Genomic DNA, 20,179 nt, shown 5'->3' with positions numbered 1-20,179 from the left:
GCGCGCGGTGCGACCCACAGGCTGACCACATGACCGCACCCACGACGCCCTGGCAGGAATGCGCGCCCGGCGCGCACCGGCTGTCCCGCGCGCAGGTGAACTGCTACCTGCTGGCCGGCGCCGACGGCCTCACTCTCGTCGACACGGGGCTCCCCGGCATGTGGCGGGATCTCGTCTCCTTGTTGCGGACGCTGGATGCCACGCCGTCGGACATCGACGCCGTGCTGCTGACCCACGGCCACTTCGACCACGTCGGCATGTCGCGACAGCTGGCGGAGGATCACGCCGTGCGGCACTTCGTGCACGAGGGCGACCGGCGCCTCGCGCGGCATCCGTATCGGTACCGGCATGCGGCACCCCGCTGGGTGTATCCGCTGCGGCATCCGCGTGCCATCCCGATCCTCGCCCGCATGACGGCAGCCGGCGCCCTCACGGTGAAGGGCGTCGAGGCTGAGGGCACCGTCGTGCCGGGGCGTGCACTGGATGTCCCCGGCACCCCGGTGCCGGTCTTCACCCCCGGGCACACCGACGGGCACTGCGCGTTCTTGCTGCCCGCCTCCGGCGTCCTCCTCTCCGGCGACGCGCTGGTGACGCTCGACCCCTACACCGGCGCATCGGGTCCCAGAATCGTCGCCAACGCGGCCACGGCCGATCCGGACTCGGCACTCACGGCCCTGACAGCCCTCGCCGGGACCGGCGCGAACACAGTGCTCCCCGGACATGGCGAGCCCTGGACCGAGGGCATCCGCGCCGCGGTCACCCTCGCCGCGCGCGAGGGCACGGCATGAGCCGCGGGCCGACCGGGCGGTACCCCGGCGTCTGCCGCGCGTCAATCCCTTCGCCTCGTGCGCTGCGGATCGTTAGCGTCGAGGGAGAAGACCTCGAGCACGAAGGAGGAGAAGCATGGACAGTGACATCTCGCGGCCCAGTCAGGCCGAAGGCGACGACCCGGACCGCCCCTCGGAGGGCACGGACGACGCGATCGGGCACCCCTCGCAGGCCGAAGGGGACGACCCCGACCCGCAGGCGGACGACTCCGTCTGAGCTCGTCACGGTGCGGTCGGCGCTTCACCGTCGGCCGCACCGGCGAGTGACCCGCTCCTTCTCGCGCCGCCTCACAGCAGCGATCGCGCGAGCTGTACCAGGCGCCCCAGACAGACCGAGACCGTGACCGCCGGGCTCGGCTGCGGGGCATCGGGGTCGGCGCCGACCCTGACGTACCGGTCGATCGCATCCGTCGCGACGGCCAGGTGCGCAGCCGCGTTCTCCCCCGTGGCGACGGTCGAGATGGCCGTGCCGACGGCGCGCAGTGCGGCGGACAGCACGCCGTCGTCGCTGCGCGGCTGGCCGTACACCTCCGGATGCTGGATGAGGATGTCCGCCAGTTCGCGCGCCAGCAGCACCGAGCGCTGCAGGGCCCGCCAGCCCCGCTCGAGCTGAGCCTGCTCCGCGGCCCGCCGCCGCCCTCGGGGGTTTCCGCGTCCGCTGCGGCTCGCCTGCTGCACGCCCTCCGCCGCCACCTCGGCCAGGGCCGCGAGGTTCTCCGCGGCGGCCACGAGGTCGTCGTCCTTCAGAACGCCGGCATCCACCCCCGCCGCCATCTGATCGAGGGTGTCGGCGATCCGCTCGCGCAGTGTCGCCAGCTGCGCCCCCGCTTCGCGCAGATACAGCGGCGGCACCAGAAGGTAGTTGGCGGTGATCCCGACCGCCACGCCGAACGCCATGGTGACCAGGTACGAGGTCGAGAACGCGTCGGCGTTCGAGCCGCCGAGCACCAGCACGAACAATCCGGCCAGGGCGATCCAGTCGCGCCCGACGCCCAGCCGCCGGATGCCGCCCAGCGCGACGCCGACACCGACGACGATCGCGATGGCGACGACCCCCGGCGCACCCGCACCGACCACGGCCAGCCCGCCGAAGCCCAGCACGATGCCGATGGCAAGTCCGACGAGCGCCTGCAGCCCGGCACGGGCCGAGTCGGCGACGGTCGGGTACATGCTCACCAGCACACCCATCGGCGCGTAGTAGGAGTAGTCCGCGTCGGCGAACGGCACGAAGGGCGCGAGATACCAGGCCACCGCCGCGGCGACGGCGGTCTTGGCTGCCAGCACGAGGCGCGACAGTGCCATGACTTCGCCACCGGCGGATCGGACGGAGGATGCCAGCGACGCGCGGCGGCCGGAGGAGCGCGGCCGGCTCACTGCGGCGACCAGCGCCAGTCCCGCACCCAGGCGACGTCCTCGCCGGTCTCGCGGGTGTGGCTGCGCGCGGCATCCCGCAGGTCCTGCATCCGCTGCCGCACGTCGCCGCAGCGATCGGCCAGTCCCGGCACGCGGTCGATGACGTCCATCACCAGGTGGTACCGATCGAGGTCGTTCATCATCAGCATGTCGAAGGGCGTCGTGGTGGTGCCCCGCTCGAGGAACCCGCGCACATGCAGGTTGTCGTGCCCCCGGCGCCGGTAGGTCAGCCGGTGCACGAGCCACGGGTACCCGTGGAAGGCGAAGACGATGGGGCGGTCGGCGGTGAACAGCGCGTCGAAGTCGTCGTCGGTCATGCCGTGCGGATGCACCGTATCGGGCTGGAGCCGGCCGAGATCCACCACGTTGACCACGCGCACCCGCAGGTCGGGGATGTGCTCGCGCAGCAGCGACGCCGCCGCGATCGTCTCGATCGTCGGCACGTCGCCCGCGCAGGCGAGCACGACGTCGACGCTCTGGCCCGCGGTCTCGCTGCCGGCCCACTCCAGGACACCGGCGCCTCGTTCCACATGGGCGATGGCGTCGTCCATTGCCAGCCACTGCGGTTCGGGCTGTTTGCCGGCGACCACGACGTTGACGAGATCCCGCGAGCGCAGGCAGCGGTCGTAGGTGGCCAGCAGCGTGTTCGCATCGAATGGCAGGTACACCCGTACCACGTCGGGGCTCTTGTTCATCACGACGTCCAGGAACCCGGGGTCCTGGTGGGAGAACCCGTTGTGATCCTGTCTCCAGACGTGGCTGGAAAGCAGGTAGTTCAGGCTCGCAATCGGCGAGCGCCACGGGATGCCGGCACTGGACTGGAGCCACTTGGCATGCTGGTTGAACATCGAATCGACCACGTGCACGAACGCCTCGTAGGAGGTGAAGACACCGTGCCGGCCGGTGAGCAGGTAGCCCTCGAGCCACCCCTGGCACTGGTGCTCGCTGAGCACCTCCATCGCCCGGCCGGCGGGGGCGAGGTCACGGTCGACGTCCTCGGTCGCGGCCATCCACTGCTTGGCGGTGACGTCGTACACGGCGGGGGCCAGCCGGTTGGAGGCGATCTCGTCGGGACCGAAGAGGCGGAAGTCCTCGGGATTGCGACGCATGACCTCCGCGAAGAAGCGGCCGAGCACGGCGGTGCTCTCCTCGTCCGCGCCGCCGTGCTGGGTGACCGGCACCTGGAACGAGCGGAAGTCGGGGAGATCCAGCGGCCGCACCACGCCGTTGTGCACGTGCCGTGACGCGCTCATGCGGCGCTGCGGCGGCGGAGCCAGGGCGGTGATCTCCGCGCGCGGCTCCCCCGTCGGGCCGAACAGCTCCTCCGGGCGGTACGACCGCAGCCACTGCGCCAGCACCTGCAGGTGCGCCTCGTTCTCGCGCGCCCCCGATACCGGCACCTGGTGGGAGCGCCACGTGCCTTCGACGGGCTCGCCGTCAACGACCGCCGGTCCGGTCCACCCCTTGGGTGAGCGCAGGACGATCATCGGCCAACGAGGGCGCCGCAGGTCTCCGGCGCGAGCGGCGGCGCGGATGCGGTCGATGCGGTCGAGGGCTTCGTCGACGACGGCGGCGAACGTGCGGTGCACCTCGAGCGGGTCGTCGTCGACGGCGAAGCTCGCCAGCAGGGGGTCGTGCCCGTAGCCGCGCAGCAGCGAGAGCAGCTCGTCCTGCGGGATGCGCGCGAGCACCGTGGGGTTGGCGATCTTCCAGCCGTTCAGATGCAGGATCGGCAGCACCGTGCCGTCGGTCACCGGGTTGAGGAACTTGTTGCCGTGCCACGCAGTGGCAAGCGCCCCGGTCTCGGCCTCGCCGTCGCCGATGACGCACGCCACCGTCAGGCCGGGGTTGTCGAACGCGGCGCCGTAGGCGTGGCTGAGCGAGTAGCCGAGCTCCCCGCCCTCGTGCATCGACCCGGGCGTCTCGGGGGCGGCGTGACTCGGGATGCCGCCAGGGAAGGAGAACTGGCGCATGAGCGCGGCCAGACCCTGCTCGTCACGTGCGACGGCGGGGAAGAGTTCGCTGTAGGTGCCATCCAGCCACGCATTGGCGACCATCGCGGGCCCGCCGTGGCCGGGGCCGGCGATGTAGACCACATCGAGGGCGCGGTCGATGATCGCGCGGTTCAGGTGGGCGTAGATCAGGTTGAGCCCGGGCGCGGTGCCGAAGTGTCCGAGCAGGCGCGGTTTGACGTGTTCGGGGGTCAGCTGCTCGCGCAGCAACGGGTTGTCCAGCAGGTAGATCTGGCCGACCGAGAGGTAGTTCGCCGCCCGCCACCACAGGTCCAGCCCGGCGGCGGTGTCGTCGTCGATCCTGAGGGTGTCGATGCCCATACCGTTACTCGTCGTCGGGGCTCGCGGAGCGACCCTCGATCACGTTCCCTTCGTCATCGAGCGGGACGAGACGGTCATCGTCTTGGACCGGCTCCGGCGGAAGATCGGCCTCGGGGTCGATCGGACGCTCGTCATCGGGCACGTTGCTGCTCATCGGTGCTCCCTTCTCTGGACCCAGCTTCGGTTCCCGGGCGATGATGCGCACCCGGTTGACGATGGGCGGTGGCGCGACTATGCGTGCACGCGTGGAGGCTCCGTCCAGGTTGACCGTGACAGGATCGTTACCAACGACGTCGCAGCCAGCGAACCGGCAGCGACACAAAACCCGCCGACCCGACGGCGCCGACCCGAGGGCTCATCGAGCCCAGAGGAACCTTTGACTCAGCACCCCACCCCTGCCACGCCTTCGCGCCGCTTCGCCCGACTGACCGCCCGAACGGCGGTGCGTCCGGACAATCCGAGGCACAACGCGCGAGGCGCCTTCGCGATCGCCGTGGTCGTCAGCCTCGCCGGCACCTCCGCGCTGCCCGCCATGGCACTGACCCCGGTCGAGGGTTCGACCGCGGCCCAGCCGACCGCGGCCCAGCCCGCCGCGGCGGGTGCGGCTCAGACGCCCGCGGCTGTCGCGGCGGAGGCGCCCGCCGCACAGGTGCAGTCGCTCGTCGTCGCCTCGGCGACCGATGGCATCACCCTGAACCGCGCGTCCTACGCGGCCACGACGCCGGAGGAGCTCGCCAGCATCGAGGCAGCCAGGGCCGAGCAGGAGCGCGCACGCCTGGCTGCCGCGATCACGAACGGCCAGCTCTCCTCCGTCGCCTCGGCACTGCCGGTGGGCGGTGGCGTGGTGCGGCCGCTGCCGTACTTCAACAACTTCGGCACACCGTATGCCGGCCACAAGGGCGTGGACTACATGGTCGGTGCCGGCACCCCCATCTCGTCCATCGCGGACGGCGTCGTCATCGAGTCGTCCGAGAGCGGACCGGGTTGGGGCGTCTACGTCAAGGTCGCCCACAACATCAACGGCACCAGTGTCACGAGCCTCTACGCCCACATGACCTACGGCACCCGCACCGTGCAGGTGGGCGACCGCGTCGCCGCCGGCCAGGTCATCGGTCAGGTCGGTTCCACCGGCCGCGCCTTCGGGGCGCACCTGCACCTCGAAGTCCAGGTCAACAACGGGTACGTCAACGGCGAGAGCTGGCTGGTCGCCAACGGCGCCTAGCCGAGCATGCCGCCGACGGTCGTTGCACCGTCGGCGGCATCCGCTCAGCTGGATCGGCGCATCGCCCGCACGCCGACCACGAGTCCCACAAGGGCGACCGCGAGCCCCGCGATCCAGCCCCACAGCACCGCCGGGGCATCGAAGTCGCCCGACAGCAGTGCCCTCTCGGCCTGCACGACCCAGTTGACCGGGTTCACCGCGGCGACCACCCGCATCCACGCCGGGCCGTCATCCAGCGGCAGCAGCATGCCCGACAGGATGAGCAGCGGGAAGATCAGCGACTGCTGCACTCCCCAGAACAGCCACTCGCGTTCTTTCGTCGCCAGCGCGAGGGAGTAGGACAGCGCACCGAGCCCCACCCCGAACACCGCCAGCAGCGCCAGCCCGACCACCAGGCCCGCCGGATCCACGCGAAAGCCGAACGGCCAGGCGATCAGCACGATGATGATCGCCTGCACCACGATCGGGGCGATCTCCTTGAGCGCCCGGCCCACCAGCAGCGCCGACCGCGACAGCGGGGCGACCAGAGTGCGCTCGTGGGAGCCGGTCATCATCTCGTACTGCAGGTTGGAGCCGGTGGCGCCGGTCCCGAACAGCACGATCATCACCAGCACCCCCGGCACGAACCACCGCAGCGTCTCGGCGACGTCGCCGCCGGCGGCTCCCGCCAGCAGCGGGGCGAACAGCCCGAGGAACACCAGCGGCTGCAGCAGGCTGAAGATGAGCGAGAACGGGTCGCGCACGATCGGCCGCAACTCCCGCGTGAGCACGTTCCAGGTGTCGCGGGCGGGGTTCGCACGCACGAACTGCTGTGTGGTGGTCATCGGACTGCTCCCGTCTGCTGTGCCGCATCGGCGGCATCCGACCCTTGTTCGACCGGTTCGACCGGTTCGCCCTCGCCCGCTTCGCGCAGCGTCCGTCCGGTGAGCACGAGGAAGACGTCATCGAGGGTCGGCGGCACGCCGGTGGCGCGCTGCACGACGACTCCGGCGGCATCCAGCGCGCGCACCGCCCGGGGCAGCAGCCGCTCGCCGTCGGGCGCGGTGAGGGCCACGGATGCCGCGCCTTCGCGCCGCACCACGCGATCGGTCAGCGCCTGCACCACCGCGACGGCGCGAACGGCGTCTGCCGGGTCAGCGAACCCGAGCGTGATGACGTCACCGGCCAGCGTCGCCTTCAGCGCACTCGCGGTGTCATCGGCGATCACCCGCCCCCGGTCCATCACCATGACCCGTTCGGCGTAGCGGTCGGCTTCTTCGAGGTAGTGGGTCGTGAGGAACACCGTCGTGCCGTGCTGGGCGCGCAGATCGATGATGTGCTGCCACAGGTTGGCGCGGCTCTGCGGGTCGAGCCCCGTGGACGGCTCGTCCAGGAACAGCAGCGGGGGCGCGTGCATGAGTCCGAGGGCGATATCGAGCCGCCGTCGCTGGCCGCCGCTGAGCTGCTGCACGGAACGTGTGGCGAACGAGGCGAGATCCAGCGACTCGATGAGTTCGTCCGCCCGCACCCGCGAGGCCGCGCGTGCCATGCCGTAGAACGCGCCCTGGCTGATCAGCTCGTCGCGCACCCGCTGCGCGTAGCTGCCGCTGTTGAGCTGCCCGACGTAGCCGATGCGGGCACGCACGGCACCGGCATCCGTCGCGATGTCGTGCCCGACGACCCGGGCGGCGCCCACCGTCAGCGGCAGGAGAGTGGTGAGCATGCGCAGGCTCGTCGATTTCCCCGCGCCGTTGGGACCCAGGAACGCCACCAACTCGCCCACGGCGACCTGGAACGTGAGGTCGGTGACCGCCTCGACGGTCTTCTTCTTGACGGTGAACTTCTTTGTCAGCCCCACCGCATCGATGATCGGTTCGTCCATGACGACACGGTAGGAGTCGACCCGGACAGATTCTGTCCGCGATCCAGGACACAATCGAGCCATGTCCGATACGACGACACGCGCTCTTTCGCTGTTGAATCTGCTGCAGACGCACCGGCACTGGTCCGGGTCCGAGCTTGCCAGCCGGCTCGGTGTCACCGAGCGCACGGTGCGCCGCGACGTGGATCGGCTGCGGGAACTCGGCTACCGCATCGAATCGGCACCGGGCGCGGCAGGTGGCTATCGGCTGGAGGCTGGGTCGGCGGTGCCCCCGCTGCTTCTCAACGACGACGAGGCCGTCGCGATGGCCGTGGGCTTGCGGGTGGCGGCGGAACAGCGCCTCGTCGGCGGCCCCGAGACGACGCTGACGGCACTGGCCAAGCTCGAGCAGGTGCTGCCGGCGCCGCTGCGGCGACGGGTGGGCGCGCTGGCCGCGGCGGTGCAGCCCGGCGCCGTGCGCAGCGGCGCCGCGGTGTCGACGGAAGTGCTCAGTGAACTGGCGCTGGCCTGCCGCGACCATGAGCGGCTGCGCTTCACCTACACGTCGGTCACCGGCATCCAGGGATCCCGCCGCGTCGAACCCCACCTGCTGGCCCCCGCCAGCCGCAACTGGTACCTGCTGGGGTGGGACCTGGACCGGGAGGACTGGCGCACGTTCCGCATCGACCGCATCGTGGACGTGCAGCACACCCGCGTGCTGTTCCCCCCGCGGGAGCTGGATGCCGCAACCGCGGCGGAGATGGTCTTCGTGGCGACGTCGTGGTCGCCGCAGAAGATCGAGGCGGACGTGGTCATGGACCTGCCCCTGGAGCAGATGAAAGAAGTGTTCGGCGTGTGGTCGCAGGGCGCCGTCGCCGAGGGGGACGGGCGCACCCGGTGGCCCATCGGTGGCCCCGACTGGCGCGATGCCCTCTACGGCATGCTGTGGATCCCCGAGGGGGTGGAGTACGCCACCGACTTTCCCGAACCCGATCGCGCGACCCTGCGCGAGTCGCTGGAGCGCGCGCTCCGCGCCCTCTCTTCCCCGCCGCCGCCGTCCCGCCCCCGCCCCTCCCCCTCTTCCTGACCGTGAGACCACAGCTGGTCGCCGAGACCGTGGGAACTTCCCATCGTTTCGGCGACCAGCTGTGGTTTCAGCGTTTTCGGCCGCGCGGGGTCAGGCGATACGGGTGCCGGGCGGGAGGGAGCGGGCGGGGGTGCGGGTGCGGGCGTATGCCCACCCAGTCAGGCCGCCGGCGAGCACGAGTTGCACACCCAGCCCCACGAACCAGCTGGGGGTGGATGTGGCGATGATCTCCTCGGCCGTGTCGTAGTCGTTCTGCTGCGGCGCGCACTCGTCGTAGCGCACCTCGGTTTCGGGTGCCCGCTGCGCCGAGCGCACGCCGACCTTGGCCTGACCGAACAGGTCGACCGCGTTGCCGTTCGCGTCGAACTGCGTCGGCGTGGCATCGGCGAGGATCACGAACGGATTGGCGGCCAGCACCCACCAGACGGTGTCGAACCGAGGCGCCTCCGAGGTGTACGAGTTCCACTCGTCGGTGCACTCGACCTGGTTGCCCTCGTACGTCGCAATCCGGTGAGAGTAGGTGACCTCGGTACGGATGCTGGCCCCCACCAGCAGGAACACGATCAGGGTGCCCACCGTGAGCGCGGCGACGACCAGGTAGGTCGTCGCGACCGAGAACAGCGGACGGGCGAGGATGCCACTGAGGGCGACGCCGATGGCGGAGATGACCCCGATCTCGATGATCAGCACCACGAACGACACCAGCACGGTCCAGCCGCTCACCCCTCCCGCGAGGGTCGCGATCACCAGGAACGGCACGGCGACCACGGCGAACGCGAGCCCCGTGCCCCACGCCGCCAGGAACTTGCCCGTCAGGATCTCCCCCGTCGTGGCGGCCGTCACCTGCACCGGCGCGAGGGTGGCGGCATCCCGATCGCCGTTGATGGAGTTGCCACTGAGAGTGGGCGAGACCAGTACCGCGAGCAGCAGCGTGATGAACACGACGGTCGAGTAGACGCCTGGTCCGCGGTCCTCGACCGACCCGAACACGAGGAACGCCAGCGCCGTGACCCCGACCAGGAGCAGCGCGAACACGCCCAGCAGGACGTACCAGGCCACCGAGCGCATGCGCTGGATCAGCTCCAGACGTACGATCGTGCCGATCCGCTGCAGATTCATGCGGCACCTCCCTGCGATCCGGGTCCTTCTCGCAGATCGAGGAAGGTGTGCTCGAGCATGCCGGTGGCTGCGGAGAACTCGGCCACCGGCAGTCCCGCAGCGACCAGGGCCGCCAGTCCCTGCGCGGCGTCGGCGTCGGACGCGAACCCGACGAGCACGTCGCGCCGGTCGACGGGCAGGATGCCGGGATCCAGGCCGAGCGCAGCGGCGACGGGCAGCACAGCGGCGTTGCCTTCGCGGTCGGCGAGGCGGATGCGCCAGGTACGCACGCGGGACGCAGCGGCGGCCACCCGCTCCGAGCTCACCGTTTCGCCGGCGACCATGAACACCGCGTCGTCGATGACCTCTTCGAGCTCGGAGAGCACGTGACTGGAGATGAGCACCGTGCGCCCCTCCGCGGCGAAGCGGCGCAGCAGCACGCGCAGATCGATGCGCGCCTGCGGGTCCAGCCCCGAGGCCGGCTCGTCCAGCAGCAGGATGCGGGGATCGTGCACGAGCGCCCGGGCCAGCGCCAGCTTCTGCTTCTGGCCGCGCGAGAGCACTTTGGCCGGTGCATCCGCGAGCGGCTCCAAGCCCAGCTCCGCCAGCAGCTGCGCCGCGCGCGCCCGCGCCTGCTCGCGCGTCATGCCGTAGAGCTCGCCGGTGATCGCGATGGTCTCGCGCGCCGTGAGGGCTGGCCAGGCACCCAGCGCGTCGGGCATCCAGCCGAGCATCCCGCGCGCCTGCGCCGGATCGGCGATGGGATCCACCCCGCCGATCTGCAGCTCACCGGCATCCGGCGCCAGGAGCGAGGCGAGCATGAGCATGAGCGTCGTCTTGCCGGAGCCGTTGGGGCCGACCAGGCCCGTGACCGCTCCCTGCCGCGCCTGAAGTGTCACATCGCGCACCGCGTGCACGTTGCCGAACGACCGGCGCACCCCGCGCGCCACTATTCCGGGTGTGGTCACGAGCGCCACCATAGCGGATCCACAGGATTGCGCCCCGGATCTGCGGAATCGGCGCGGCGCCGGCCGGTCGGGCGGGGGGCAAGCGCCGGCCAGGGTCCGGTCAGGCGCCGTGGAAGAACGCGACGCCGAGGTCCGGGTGGTCGACGAAGACACCGTCGACATCGGCATCCACCAGCAGCTGCCACTCCCCCTCATAGTCGCCGAACGCGGCCTTGCCGCCGCGGCCGCGGAACTGGCCGACGAGGAACGCGTTCTCGGGGCGCGCGGTCCAGGTGAACACCCGCAGCCCGCGCGCGTGCGCGTCGGCGACCAGAGTCGTCGGGCCCTTCGCATGACCGAGCTTGTCGGGACCGAGGATCATGCGCTTGTCGACGCTGATGCCGTCGACCAGGTTCACCAGCTGATCCAACCCCTCCGGCGACGCGGTCTGCCGATAGGTGGGCGCCTCGCCGCCGTGCGCGGTGACCAGGTCGAACGGCTTGCCCGCCGCTTCGAGCAGATAGATGTAGGACGCACGGATGCCGCGCCCCTGCAGTCCTGCCAGCACGGTCGACTCGAACGACTCGACGATCAGCGGCAGCCGGCCATCGGCCCAGCCGGCGGCGCGCAACTCCTCGGCGATGAGCTGCGGCATGTCCCAGCCGAGGGAGCCGAAGTAGGTGGCGTGCTTGATCTCCAGCACCACCGCGATCTCGCGCCCCTGTGCGTAGGAGGCGTCGCGGACGAGGTCGAGCACCTCGCGCAGTCGCATCACCGGCTGCTCGTCGTCGAAGGTCGCGCTGGCGGGACGCAGCTTCGGCAGTCGCTCGCGGCAGCGCAGCCCCGACAGCTCCTCCCAGGTGAAGTCCTCGGTGAACCAGCCGGTCAGCTCCGCGCCGTCGATCGTCTTGGTGGTGCGACGGTCGGCATACTCGGGGCGGTCTGCGACGTCGGTCGTGCCGGAGATCTCGTTCTCGTGCCGCACGACCAGCACCCCGTCGCGGCTGACCACGATGTCCGGCTCCACGCCGTCCACACCCAGCTCCAGCGCGAGGTCGTACGAGGACCGGCTGTGCTCGGGACGGTAGCCCGGTGCGCCACGGTGGCCGATGACGAGCGGGCGTGTGCGAGGCATCCATCAAGGCTACGCGGCGAGGGCTGGGAGGCTGCGGCATCCGCTTCCTGCTCGCTGTCAGCGATATAGCCGTCCTCATACCACGCCGTTCAGATACTGTGGAGTGCACACAGCATGGCGCTGTGTCCCCAACCCCGACTTTGGAGTGTGAGAGCACGTGGCCCTCAACAATCCCGCATTCGCCAACCCGGCGTTCCAGGAACAGCGTCCCGGCTTGACGCCGCCGGCCGTATCCGGCACGCAGACCCAGTTCGCCGCCGCCCAGCACCAGGGCGTCGACGCCGCCTCCCAGGCGCACCTCGAGGGGATGTACGCCGCTCCCCCGGCCGGCGCCATCGAGACCGACCGCATGAGTGTCGAGGACACCGTCCTGAAGACCGTCGGCCTGTTCGCGATCCTGATGGTGACGGCTGTCGTCGGCTGGATCTGGACGCTGTCGACCGTCACGGTCGCCAACCCCTCGCCCACGATGATGCCGTGGATCATCGGCGCGCTCGGTGGCTTCGTCCTGTCGCTGGCCGTCATCTTCGGCTCGCGCAAGAAGATCCGCCCCGGGCTGATCTTCGCGTATGCCGCACTCGAGGGCTTGTTCGTCGGTGGCATCTCGGCGTTCTTCGAGTTCATCTTCCCCGGCATCGTGATGCAGGCGACGCTGGCGACCCTCGCGGTCGTGGGCGTGACGCTCGCCCTCTTCGCCAGCGGCAAGGTGCGCGCGTCGAAGAAGGCCACCAAGATCTTCATGATCGCCATGGGCGGCTACCTCGTCTTCTCGCTGCTGAACGTCGGCCTCATGCTCTTCGGCGTGATCCCCGGCGACATGATGTTCGGCCTCCACAGCGCCACGATCATGGGCATTCCGCTCGGCCTCATCATCGGCGTGCTCGTGGTCATCATGGCCGCCTACTCGCTGGTGCTGGACTTCGACCAGGTGCAGCAGGGTGTGCGCAACGGCGCTCCCCGCAAGTTCGGCTGGATGGGTGCGTTCGGCATCATGGTCACGGTCGTCTGGCTGTACGTCGAGATCCTGCGGATCCTCGCGATCGTCCGCGGCAGCAACTGACCCGCATCCGCTTCACCCCGAAGGGGCCGCCCACCGGGCGGCCCCTTCGTCGTTCCCGGCCCCGGCCCGAATCGCTGAGACCACAGCTGGTCGCCGAAACGATGGGAAGTTCCCACTGTCTCGGCGACCAGCAGTGGTTTCACGGACTGGGGACGCGGCCGGGGCGCGGGGACGGGGACGACAGCGCGGAGCGGGCCGCGGCGCCGAGGGCGCGCATCGAGGCGGCGGCATCCATCGCGACGGTGGCGGAGCGGCCGGCATCCGAGAGCCACTCCCGGACTCCGGGGCCGGTGAGCAGCGCGGTCAGCGCCCCCGCGAGTGCGTCCACGTCCCCGTCGGGGACGAGCATGCCGCCGCCGCGGGCGAGCGTGTCGCGCGGGCCGTAGGGGATGTCGTACGCCACCACCGGCACGCCGTGGCCGAGCGCTTCGAGCAGCACCAGCGGCTGCCCCTCGTTCGTGCTCGTGAGCACGAACAGGTCCGCCGTCGCCCACGCCGCCTCGGGGTCGGGAGCATGACCGTGCAACAGCACCGCGTCGCCGATGCCGAGGGACTCGGCCAGTTCCGCCAGCGCAGCGCGCTCGGGACCGTCCCCGTACACGTGCAGCTCGGCGTGCGGCACTGAGACCCGCACCGCCGCGAGCGCCCGCACGGCATCGGCCACGCGCTTGCGCGGGATCAGGGTGTTGAGCATCACGATGCGCCCCGGCACCGGGTCGTTCGTCAACCCCGAGGGTGCCGGATGCGGCACGACCGAGGAGCGGATGCCGCTCACCCGGCGCTCCACGTCGGCCTGCTGGCTGGGGGTCAGCCACAGCACGCCGTCGAACCGGTCGGCGATGTCCAGCCACCGCGTCCACGCGGCATCCATCGGCGCGTCCCAGGTGAAGGGCGCCAGCACGTGACAGGCGTGCGTCGTGTGCAGCAGCCGGATGCCGCCGCCCAGCAGCGGCGCCGCGTCGGCGACGAGCACTTCGCCCACCTGCCGCGCCTCGCAGACCACGACGACGGGGCCGTCCGATGCCGCAGCGAGGGCGTTCAGCCACGCACGGTACAGCCCGCCGAAGCCGGGGAGCCAGCCGACCGGCTCGCGGCCGTCGGCGTCCCACACCACGACGGGGGCCTGACTCAGATGCCACGCCGGGTCGCCGGTGATCACCGGGAGATCCAACACGGTGCGCCCGGCGGCATCGGCGATCGCGCGGGTGTCGTTGTCGTGTGCCGGGACGGGCAGCGGCAGCGCGGCGGCCCGCAGCCAGCCGGCATCCGTCCGTGCGTCGTCGAAGAGGTTGCGCAGGTCTTCGGGGGCGCCGAGCAACCCCCGGCGCACCCATTCGGCGCGGTCCCGGTCGTGGTCGGCCTGGTCGCCGGGGTCCACTGTCAGCAGCCGCACCCGGGCGCCGGCGGCAGCCATGTCCAGCGCGCGGCGCAGCACCGAGATGGTGAACCCGCCGTCGCGGTCGGGGATCAGCCGGCTCGCCAGGACGAAGTACTCGGCGTCGGGCAGCGCGGGTTCACTCATCCCTCCATCCTCCCCCACGGCGCTGGGTCTCCCCCGAGGCCGCGTCGGAATTCAGGCTGAGAGCACCGGATAGCCCCGAACCCGCCGCGCGGATGCCGCACAGCCTGAATTCCGACGCACCCCGCCCGGAAACGACGGATGCCGCGACCCTCAGGCCGCGGCATCCGTCACCGATTCACTCCCACTCGATGGTCCCCGGGGGCTTGCTCGTCACGTCGAGCACCACGCGGTTGACCTCGCGCACCTCGTTGGTGATGCGATTGGAGATCTTCGACAGCACGTCGTAGGGCAGACGCGTCCAATCGGCCGTCATCGCGTCCTCCGAAGAGACCGGGCGCAGCACGATGGGGTGACCGTAGGTGCGGCCGTCGCCCTGCACGCCCACCGAGCGGACGTCGGCCAGCAGCACCACGGGGCACTGCCAGATCTCGTCGTCCAGCCCCGCCTTCGTCAGCTCTTCGCGAGCGATGGCGTCGGCATCACGCAGAATCTCGAGGCGGTCAGCGGTGACCTCACCCACGATCCGGATGCCGAGGCCGGGGCCCGGAAACGGCTGGCGACCGACGATGACCTCGGGAAGACCGAGCTCCCGGCCGATCGCGCGCACCTCGTCCTTGAAGAGGGTCCGCAGCGGCTCGACGAGCTCGAACTGCAGGTCCTCGGGAAGACCACCCACGTTGTGGTGGCTCTTGATGTTCGCGGTGCCCGAGCCCCCGCCGGATTCGACGACGTCGGGGTACAGCGTCCCCTGCACCAGGAACCGGATGGGCTCGCCGTCGGCCTCGGCCTCTGCGACCAGCGCAGCTTCGGCCTGCTCGAACGAGCGGATGAACTCGCGCCCGATGATCTTGCGCTTCTGCTCCGGGTCGCTCACTCCCGAAAGCGCCGTCAGGAACTGCTCGCGCGCGTCGACGGTGACCAGGCGCACGCCGGTCGAGGCGACGTAGTCCTGCTCGACCTGCTCCCGCTCGCCCTTCCGCAGCAGACCGTGGTCCACGAAGATGCACACCAGCTGGTCGCCGACGGCTTCGTGCACGAGGGCGGCAGCCACGGCGGAGTCGACACCGCCGGACAGCCCGCAGATGACACGCGAGGTGCCGACCTGGGCCCGGATCTTCGCCACCTGCTCGGCGATGACGTTGCCGCTGTTCCAGTCGGCGGCAAGGCCGGCGGCCTTGTGCAGGAAGTTCTCCAGCACGTTCTGGCCGTGGTCGGTGTGCTTGACCTCCGGATGCCACTGCACGCCGTACAGGCGTCGCTCGTCGCTGCCGAAGGCGGCAACGGGGGTCGCCGCGGTCGAGGCGAGCACGTCGAAACCGGCGGGCGCGGCGGCGACCTGGTCGCCGTGGCTCATCCACACGTTCTGCGCGGCCGGCTGGCCGCCCAGCAGCACGCCGCCGTCACCGGTGAGCGTGGCATCCGTCGCGCCGTACTCGCGCAGTCCGGTGTTGGCGACCTCGCCGCCGAGCGTCTGTGCCATCACCTGGAAGCCGTAGCAGATGCCGAGGGTCGGCACCCCGAGATCGAACACCTCGGGATCCAGCGAGGGGGCGCCCGGGTCGTACACCGACGACGGGCCGCCGGACAGGATGATCCCCACCGGCTCCTTCGCGGCGATCTCCGCCGCGGTCGCGGTATGAGGGACGATCTCGCTGTAGACGCCTGCTTCGCGCACGCGGCGCGCGATCAGCTGCGCATACTGCGCGCCGAAGTCGACGACCAGGACGGGACGCTGGGACGAGTCGGTCTGCGAGGTCAACGGGTGCCTTCCGTGGCGGGGATGGGGTCGGATGCCGCAGCGTCGGCCTCGCGCTGGGCGAGGTAGGCCCGCACATCGCGGGCGACGCGGGTCTCCATGAAGAAGGACAGCAGCGGCACGATGCCGCCGCATGCCAGCAGCAGGAAGCGCCAGAACGGCCACCGCATGAGGCTCCAGATGCGGAAGCACGCGAACAGGTACACGACGTAGAACCAGCCGTGGACGATGAGGATCCCCAGCGACAGGTTCACGCCGTCGCCGGTGGACAGCAGCTCCCCTTCGGGACCGGGAACGACGGGCGCGAGCCACAGCAGGCCACCGGATCCACCCAGGAACACCTCGACCGCCAGCGGCGTGTACTTGAGGATCATCTCGGCGCACAGCAGCAGCAGGCCGACGCCGGTGATGACCGAGGCGATCTGGTAGAACCGCAGGGCCCCACGGATCGCCGGGAAAGAGGCGAGTTTGGGTGCCGGCATGGCCTCCATCCTACCGGCGCGGCTTGAGTGCCCGCCGCGTGCCGCGACCCGCCAGACGCTGAGACCACACCTGGTCGCCGAGACCCTGGGAAGTTCCCATCGTCTCGGCGACCAGCTGTCGTTTCACGGTGCGGGAGGGGCGGACTCCTCGAGAGACTCGACCTCTTTCTCCCAGGCGTCGCGAGCCAGGCGGTACCACATGTAGAACGCGAACCCGGCGAAGACGACCCACTCGGCCGCGTAGAAGATGTTGAGCCAGTTGACCGTCGAGCCCTCTTCCGGGGCAGGCGAGTGGATGCCGGTCAGCCCGCCGAACGGCTCGCTCGAGGTGAGGTAGGCGCGGTGCACGTCCAGCCCCTCGATGTCGTGCCAGTGCGAGAGCAGCGCAGCCGGGGACATGCGCGTCATGGTCTGCGGGTCGGCGCCCGCGGGCGGCACGCCGGGGCCCTCGTCGGAGATCAGCCGGCCGGTGACGTGCACCGTGGCATCCGGGTCCTGCGCGACCTCGGCCTCGAGCGCCTCGATCGCGGCGTCCGCGGCTTCGCGCGTCGGCGCCCAGCCAACGGCCACCGCCAGCGATGTGGGTTGCTCGGACCCGGTCGTGTCCGCGTCCAGCCGCAGCTGACCGGTGACCCAGTACCCCTCGACGCCTTCGTTGAAGCGGGATGCCACCGGGATGAAGTCCCCGGCGATCCAGCGGCCGGACGCCTCGACCATCTGACCGACCAGAGGCTCCGGCAGGTACTGACCCGGCTCCGTGACCTCGGCCAGCGGGCGCACCTGCTCGTTCATGCCGGCCGGCGGCGGGTCGGTGTCGATCGCGCTGCCCAGCTGCCACTGCCCGAGCCACGCGAACACCCCGGCGATCACCAGTGCGACGCCGAGCATGCCGAGCCACCACGGGCGCAGCAGCACCTCGCGCAGGGTGGGCGGGAAGACCTCGGGGGCGGCGGCCGATGCCACGTCCCCCGCCGCCTGTGGGGCGTTCTCGGTCATCCGGCGGAGTACGGCGCGACGACGACCTCGACGCGCTGGAACTCCTTGAGGTCCGAGTAGCCGGTGGTCGCCATGGACTTCTTCAGTGCGCCGATGAGGTTGGCGGTGCCGTCGGCGACGGGAGCCGGACCGTAGAGCACGGATTCGAGGTTGATCTTCTGCTCGACGTGGATACGGCTGCCCCGGGGAAGCTTGGGGTGGTGGGCCTCCGGGCCCCAGTGGTAGCCACGGCCGGGCGCATCGGTGGCACGGGCGAGGGCGACGCCCAGCATCACGGCATCCGCTCCCATCGCGAGTGCCTTGACGATGTCGCCCGAGGTGCCGACGCCCCCGTCGGCGATGACGTGCACATAGCGCCCGCCCGATTCGTCGAGGTAGTCGCGGCGTGCGCCGGCGACGTCGGCGACGGCGGTGGCCATGGGGGCGTGGATGCCGAGGGTGCCGCGCGTAGTGGAGGCCGCTCCCCCACCGAAGCCGACCAGCACGCCGGCGGCGCCGGTGCGCATGAGGTGCAGCGACGCGGTGTAGGTGGATGCTCCGCCGACGATGACGGGGACGTCGAGGTCGTAGATGAACTTCTTGAGGTTCAGCGGGGCCTCGACGCTGGAGACGTGCTCGGCCGAGACGGTGGTGCCGCGGATGACGAAGAGGTCAACGCCCGCGGCCACGACGGTCTCGTACAGCTGCTGGGTGCGCTGCGGGGTCAGGGCGCCGGCGACGGTGACACCGGCGGCGCGGATCTCGGCGAGGCGCTCACGCACCAGCTCGGGCTTGATCGGCTCGGAGTACAGCTCCTGCATGCGGCGGGTCGCCTCGGCGTCGGGGAGCGTGGCGATCTCGGCCAGCAGCGGGTCGGGGTCGTCGTAGCGGGTCCACAGGCCCTCGAGGTCCAGCACGCCCAGGCCGCCGAGCTTGCCCAGCGTGATGGCCGTCTGCGGGCTGACGACCGAGTCCATGGGTGCGGCGAGCACCGGGATGTCGAACTGGAATGCGTCGATCGCCCAGGCCGTCGAAACGTCCTCAGGGTTGCGGGTGCGCCGCGAGGGCACGACCGCGATGTCGTCGAACGCGTAGGCGCGGCGAGCGCGCTTGGCGCGGCCGATCTCGATCTCCATGCTCACCAGCCCAGCCTACCCGCGGGCTTCCCTCCCCGCCCACGCCGTCCAGCCCCCGAGTGAGTATTCGCGGGCTCGAGTGAGTATTCACCCGGTCGAACGCCCCCGGTCCGCGCCGTCGCGAGACCCGGCATCCGCATTCCGACCACCGCTGCCGCGCAGCACGCGGCTGAGCACACCGTCGAGGAGGAAGAGCAGAAACGCCCACGATCCGGTCCATGGCGACAGCACGACCACCGCTGCACTGATGAGCAGGGCGCTGAGGGAGCCACCGCCGAAGGCTGCGGCATCCGTCGGCGTCAGCTTCGGCAGCATCACCTCGGCGTGCCGGGCCATCCACTGCCACTGGATCCAGCTGCACAGGATCGCGAGGAAGAAACTCACCGGCATGGCCATGCGACCGGCGACGAAGTCGGAGTACTCGGTGGTGAGGTTGGTCGCGAACGGCACGAAGGCGATGAACAGCAGCCGCGCGTTGTTGAGCCAGATCGCGACGGCATCCACCCGTTCGACGTACTCGAACTGCTGCACGTGCACGCGCCAGAGCAGGCAGAGCAGCACGAAACTGAGCCCGAAGTTGAAGAACAGCAGCGACATGTCGCCCAGCGCCGCCCACATCTGTGCGTCGGAGTCGACGGTGCCGAGCGAGTGGTCGGTGAGGTCGAGCACGAGCAGCGTCGCGGCGATCGCGAATACCCCGTCGGTGAATGCCTCGAGCCGCCGCGTGGACAAGCTGGTGGAGCGCCGCGTCCGGATCACGCGCTCAGGCTAGCGGCCTGCTCCTCGCCCGGTAAGGCCCGCTCAGCGCCGGCTGAGGGAGTGGGCATTGCGACATTCTCGCCCAGTGCGGTGCGCTGGTAGTAGACCTCCCGCCGCGGCGGAACGAGCGCAGCAGACCCGAACCGGTCAGGATGCGGAGATGCTCGCTCGCCGTCGCAGGCGCCACCGCGAGGTGGGCCGCCACGTGCGTCGTGGCCAGCGGATGCTCGATGTCGGCTACCTGCAGGGCTTGAATGCGGTCCCAGTGCGCGTGCAGCGCGGTCTCCCAGAACCACTCCAGGGCGTCGAGGATCCGTCGCACACCGGTCATCGGATCAGCCTCGAAGCGGTCCAGGATCCCGATCGAGACGGGCCGCTCCGCCCGCTCGCGCAGAGTGACGAGGTCCCCCGCCCACACCTCGACGTCCTGCGCCGCGACCCGCGCGCGACTCGGCCACCGTCGTCTCGCTGCCCCGCCGGGGTAAGCGCATCGGCGATGAAACTCGATCGCAGGATGAAGGCGCGCAGTCGGTCCCAATGCGCAGCGGATGCCGCATCCGCACGCATCGCCTGACGGGTGTCCCGCG

Annotated in this window: 20 protein-coding genes; 5 read left to right on the top strand and 15 right to left on the bottom strand. The window is 70.7% G+C overall.

The genetic code is table 11. The features are described from left to right. Nucleotides 1–29 precede the first annotated feature (29 nt). Nucleotides 30–788 (top strand): MBL fold metallo-hydrolase, encoded by a 759-nt coding sequence (locus QNO11_RS02850; RefSeq protein ID WP_257509214.1) that lies wholly within the window; start codon nucleotides 30–32, stop codon nucleotides 786–788. Nucleotides 789–903: 115 nt separating this feature from the next. Continuing rightward, entirely contained in the window at nucleotides 904–1,044 is a 141-nt protein-coding gene (locus tag QNO11_RS02845; RefSeq protein ID WP_257509213.1) for a hypothetical protein, read from the top strand. 71 nt (nucleotides 1,045–1,115) lie between these two features. Here the strand turns inward: QNO11_RS02845 and QNO11_RS02840 are convergent, their stop codons facing one another. The 3 genes from QNO11_RS02840 to QNO11_RS02830 form a co-directional block, all read right to left on the bottom strand. Further along, the gene (locus QNO11_RS02840) at nucleotides 1,116–2,129 is read right to left on the bottom strand and encodes an aromatic acid exporter family protein (protein ID WP_257509212.1); all 1,014 of its coding nucleotides are present in this window, start codon (nucleotides 2,127–2,129) and stop codon (nucleotides 1,116–1,118) included. Nucleotides 2,130–2,197: 68 nt separating this feature from the next. After that, nucleotides 2,198–4,573 carry a phosphoketolase family protein gene (locus tag QNO11_RS02835; protein WP_257509211.1) on the bottom strand — a complete coding sequence of 792 codons (2,376 nt, stop codon included), beginning with the start codon at nucleotides 4,571–4,573 and terminating at the stop codon, nucleotides 2,198–2,200. A 4-nt stretch (nucleotides 4,574–4,577) separates the two neighbouring features. Then, a complete protein-coding gene (locus QNO11_RS02830; protein ID WP_257509210.1) occupies nucleotides 4,578–4,727 on the bottom strand; it encodes a hypothetical protein in 150 nt (49 codons plus the stop codon). 222 nt (nucleotides 4,728–4,949) lie between these two features. Here QNO11_RS02830 and QNO11_RS02825 point away from each other — a divergent pair, with 222 nt between their 5' ends. Beyond that, complete coding sequence (locus QNO11_RS02825) at nucleotides 4,950–5,795, top strand: M23 family metallopeptidase (protein ID WP_257509209.1); 846 nt, start codon at nucleotides 4,950–4,952, stop codon at nucleotides 5,793–5,795. A gap of 44 nt (nucleotides 5,796–5,839) precedes the next feature. Here QNO11_RS02825 and QNO11_RS02820 read toward each other — a convergent pair whose 3' ends face one another. Then, nucleotides 5,840–6,619, bottom strand: coding sequence for an ABC transporter permease (locus tag QNO11_RS02820; RefSeq protein ID WP_257509208.1), 780 nt, complete (start codon nucleotides 6,617–6,619; stop codon nucleotides 5,840–5,842). Continuing rightward, nucleotides 6,616–7,656, bottom strand: a complete 1,041-nt coding sequence (locus QNO11_RS02815; RefSeq protein ID WP_257509207.1) for an ATP-binding cassette domain-containing protein — start codon at nucleotides 7,654–7,656, stop codon at nucleotides 6,616–6,618. The genes QNO11_RS02820 and QNO11_RS02815 overlap by 4 nt, the downstream gene beginning before the upstream one ends. A gap of 61 nt (nucleotides 7,657–7,717) precedes the next feature. On the opposite strand from QNO11_RS02815, the gene QNO11_RS02810 reads away from it, so the two are divergent. Then, nucleotides 7,718–8,722 carry a helix-turn-helix transcriptional regulator gene (locus QNO11_RS02810; protein ID WP_257509206.1) on the top strand — a complete coding sequence of 335 codons (1,005 nt, stop codon included), beginning with the start codon at nucleotides 7,718–7,720 and terminating at the stop codon, nucleotides 8,720–8,722. Nucleotides 8,723–8,812: 90 nt separating this feature from the next. Here QNO11_RS02810 and QNO11_RS02805 read toward each other — a convergent pair whose 3' ends face one another. The 3 genes from QNO11_RS02805 to QNO11_RS02795 form a co-directional block, all read right to left on the bottom strand. Continuing rightward, nucleotides 8,813–9,841 (bottom strand): ABC transporter permease, encoded by a 1,029-nt coding sequence (locus QNO11_RS02805; protein WP_257509205.1) that lies wholly within the window; start codon nucleotides 9,839–9,841, stop codon nucleotides 8,813–8,815. Further along, nucleotides 9,838–10,788: an ABC transporter ATP-binding protein gene (locus tag QNO11_RS02800; RefSeq protein WP_257509204.1), complete on the bottom strand. Its 951-nt coding sequence runs from the start codon at nucleotides 10,786–10,788 to the stop codon at nucleotides 9,838–9,840. The genes QNO11_RS02805 and QNO11_RS02800 overlap by 4 nt, the downstream gene beginning before the upstream one ends. A 100-nt stretch (nucleotides 10,789–10,888) precedes the next feature. Beyond that, nucleotides 10,889–11,902: a glycerophosphodiester phosphodiesterase family protein gene (locus QNO11_RS02795; RefSeq protein ID WP_257509203.1), complete on the bottom strand. Its 1,014-nt coding sequence runs from the start codon at nucleotides 11,900–11,902 to the stop codon at nucleotides 10,889–10,891. Between the two features lie 157 nt (nucleotides 11,903–12,059). On the opposite strand from QNO11_RS02795, the gene QNO11_RS02790 reads away from it, so the two are divergent. Then, on the top strand, nucleotides 12,060–12,962 hold the full coding sequence (locus QNO11_RS02790; protein ID WP_257509202.1) for a Bax inhibitor-1/YccA family protein: 903 nt from the start codon (nucleotides 12,060–12,062) through the stop codon (nucleotides 12,960–12,962). A 139-nt stretch (nucleotides 12,963–13,101) separates the two neighbouring features. Here the strand turns inward: QNO11_RS02790 and QNO11_RS02785 are convergent, their stop codons facing one another. From QNO11_RS02785 to QNO11_RS02755, 7 genes are all read right to left on the bottom strand, one after another. Then, nucleotides 13,102–14,484 carry a glycosyltransferase gene (locus QNO11_RS02785; RefSeq protein ID WP_257509201.1) on the bottom strand — a complete coding sequence of 461 codons (1,383 nt, stop codon included), beginning with the start codon at nucleotides 14,482–14,484 and terminating at the stop codon, nucleotides 13,102–13,104. A gap of 175 nt (nucleotides 14,485–14,659) precedes the next feature. Beyond that, nucleotides 14,660–16,243: a glutamine-hydrolyzing GMP synthase gene (gene guaA, locus QNO11_RS02780; protein WP_257509200.1), complete on the bottom strand. Its 1,584-nt coding sequence runs from the start codon at nucleotides 16,241–16,243 to the stop codon at nucleotides 14,660–14,662. Then, on the bottom strand, nucleotides 16,240–16,722 hold the full coding sequence (locus QNO11_RS02775) for a DUF3817 domain-containing protein (RefSeq protein WP_257509199.1): 483 nt from the start codon (nucleotides 16,720–16,722) through the stop codon (nucleotides 16,240–16,242). Before QNO11_RS02775 ends, guaA begins: the two co-directional genes overlap by 4 nt. Nucleotides 16,723–16,845: 123 nt before the next feature. Then, the gene (locus QNO11_RS02770) at nucleotides 16,846–17,718 is read right to left on the bottom strand and encodes an SURF1 family protein (RefSeq protein WP_257509198.1); all 873 of its coding nucleotides are present in this window, start codon (nucleotides 17,716–17,718) and stop codon (nucleotides 16,846–16,848) included. Beyond that, entirely contained in the window at nucleotides 17,715–18,833 is a 1,119-nt protein-coding gene (locus tag QNO11_RS02765; RefSeq protein ID WP_257509227.1) for a GuaB3 family IMP dehydrogenase-related protein, read from the bottom strand. Before QNO11_RS02765 ends, QNO11_RS02770 begins: the two co-directional genes overlap by 4 nt. Nucleotides 18,834–18,920: 87 nt before the next feature. After that, entirely contained in the window at nucleotides 18,921–19,592 is a 672-nt protein-coding gene (locus tag QNO11_RS02760; RefSeq protein WP_257509197.1) for a TMEM175 family protein, read from the bottom strand. A gap of 4 nt (nucleotides 19,593–19,596) precedes the next feature. Continuing rightward, on the bottom strand, nucleotides 19,597–20,010 hold the full coding sequence (locus QNO11_RS02755) for a helix-turn-helix domain-containing protein (RefSeq protein ID WP_257509196.1): 414 nt from the start codon (nucleotides 20,008–20,010) through the stop codon (nucleotides 19,597–19,599). Nucleotides 20,011–20,179 lie beyond the last annotated feature (169 nt).

Origin of the sequence: Microbacterium sp. zg-B96, from assembly GCF_030246865.1 — a bacterium.
GTDB lineage: Bacteria > Actinomycetota > Actinomycetes > Actinomycetales > Microbacteriaceae > Microbacterium.
Note: the sequence above shows the minus strand (reverse complement) of the source record. Positions and strands in the feature narration are given on the sequence as shown.

What these genes read in the sequence shown, in the direction of transcription:
- QNO11_RS02845 (WP_257509213.1), top strand. Translation starts at nt 904, where the DNA reads ATGGACAGTGACATCTCGCGGCCCAGTCAGGCCGAAGGCGACGACCCG.
- QNO11_RS02810 (WP_257509206.1), top strand. Translation starts at nt 7,718, where the DNA reads ATGTCCGATACGACGACACGCGCTCTTTCGCTGTTGAATCTGCTGCAG.
- QNO11_RS02785 (WP_257509201.1), bottom strand. Translation starts at nt 14,484, where the DNA reads ATGAGTGAACCCGCGCTGCCCGACGCCGAGTACTTCGTCCTGGCGAGC.
- QNO11_RS02840 (WP_257509212.1), bottom strand. Translation starts at nt 2,129, where the DNA reads ATGGCACTGTCGCGCCTCGTGCTGGCAGCCAAGACCGCCGTCGCCGCG.
- QNO11_RS02775 (WP_257509199.1), bottom strand. Translation starts at nt 16,722, where the DNA reads ATGCCGGCACCCAAACTCGCCTCTTTCCCGGCGATCCGTGGGGCCCTG.
- QNO11_RS02850 (WP_257509214.1), top strand. Translation starts at nt 30, where the DNA reads ATGACCGCACCCACGACGCCCTGGCAGGAATGCGCGCCCGGCGCGCAC.
- QNO11_RS02805 (WP_257509205.1), bottom strand. Translation starts at nt 9,841, where the DNA reads ATGAATCTGCAGCGGATCGGCACGATCGTACGTCTGGAGCTGATCCAG.
- QNO11_RS02830 (WP_257509210.1), bottom strand. Translation starts at nt 4,727, where the DNA reads ATGAGCAGCAACGTGCCCGATGACGAGCGTCCGATCGACCCCGAGGCC.
- QNO11_RS02765 (WP_257509227.1), bottom strand. Translation starts at nt 18,833, where the DNA reads ATGGAGATCGAGATCGGCCGCGCCAAGCGCGCTCGCCGCGCCTACGCG.
- QNO11_RS02770 (WP_257509198.1), bottom strand. Translation starts at nt 17,718, where the DNA reads ATGACCGAGAACGCCCCACAGGCGGCGGGGGACGTGGCATCGGCCGCC.
- QNO11_RS02820 (WP_257509208.1), bottom strand. Translation starts at nt 6,619, where the DNA reads ATGACCACCACACAGCAGTTCGTGCGTGCGAACCCCGCCCGCGACACC.
- QNO11_RS02815 (WP_257509207.1), bottom strand. Translation starts at nt 7,656, where the DNA reads ATGGACGAACCGATCATCGATGCGGTGGGGCTGACAAAGAAGTTCACC.
- QNO11_RS02795 (WP_257509203.1), bottom strand. Translation starts at nt 11,902, where the DNA reads ATGCCTCGCACACGCCCGCTCGTCATCGGCCACCGTGGCGCACCGGGC.
- QNO11_RS02835 (WP_257509211.1), bottom strand. Translation starts at nt 4,573, where the DNA reads ATGGGCATCGACACCCTCAGGATCGACGACGACACCGCCGCCGGGCTG.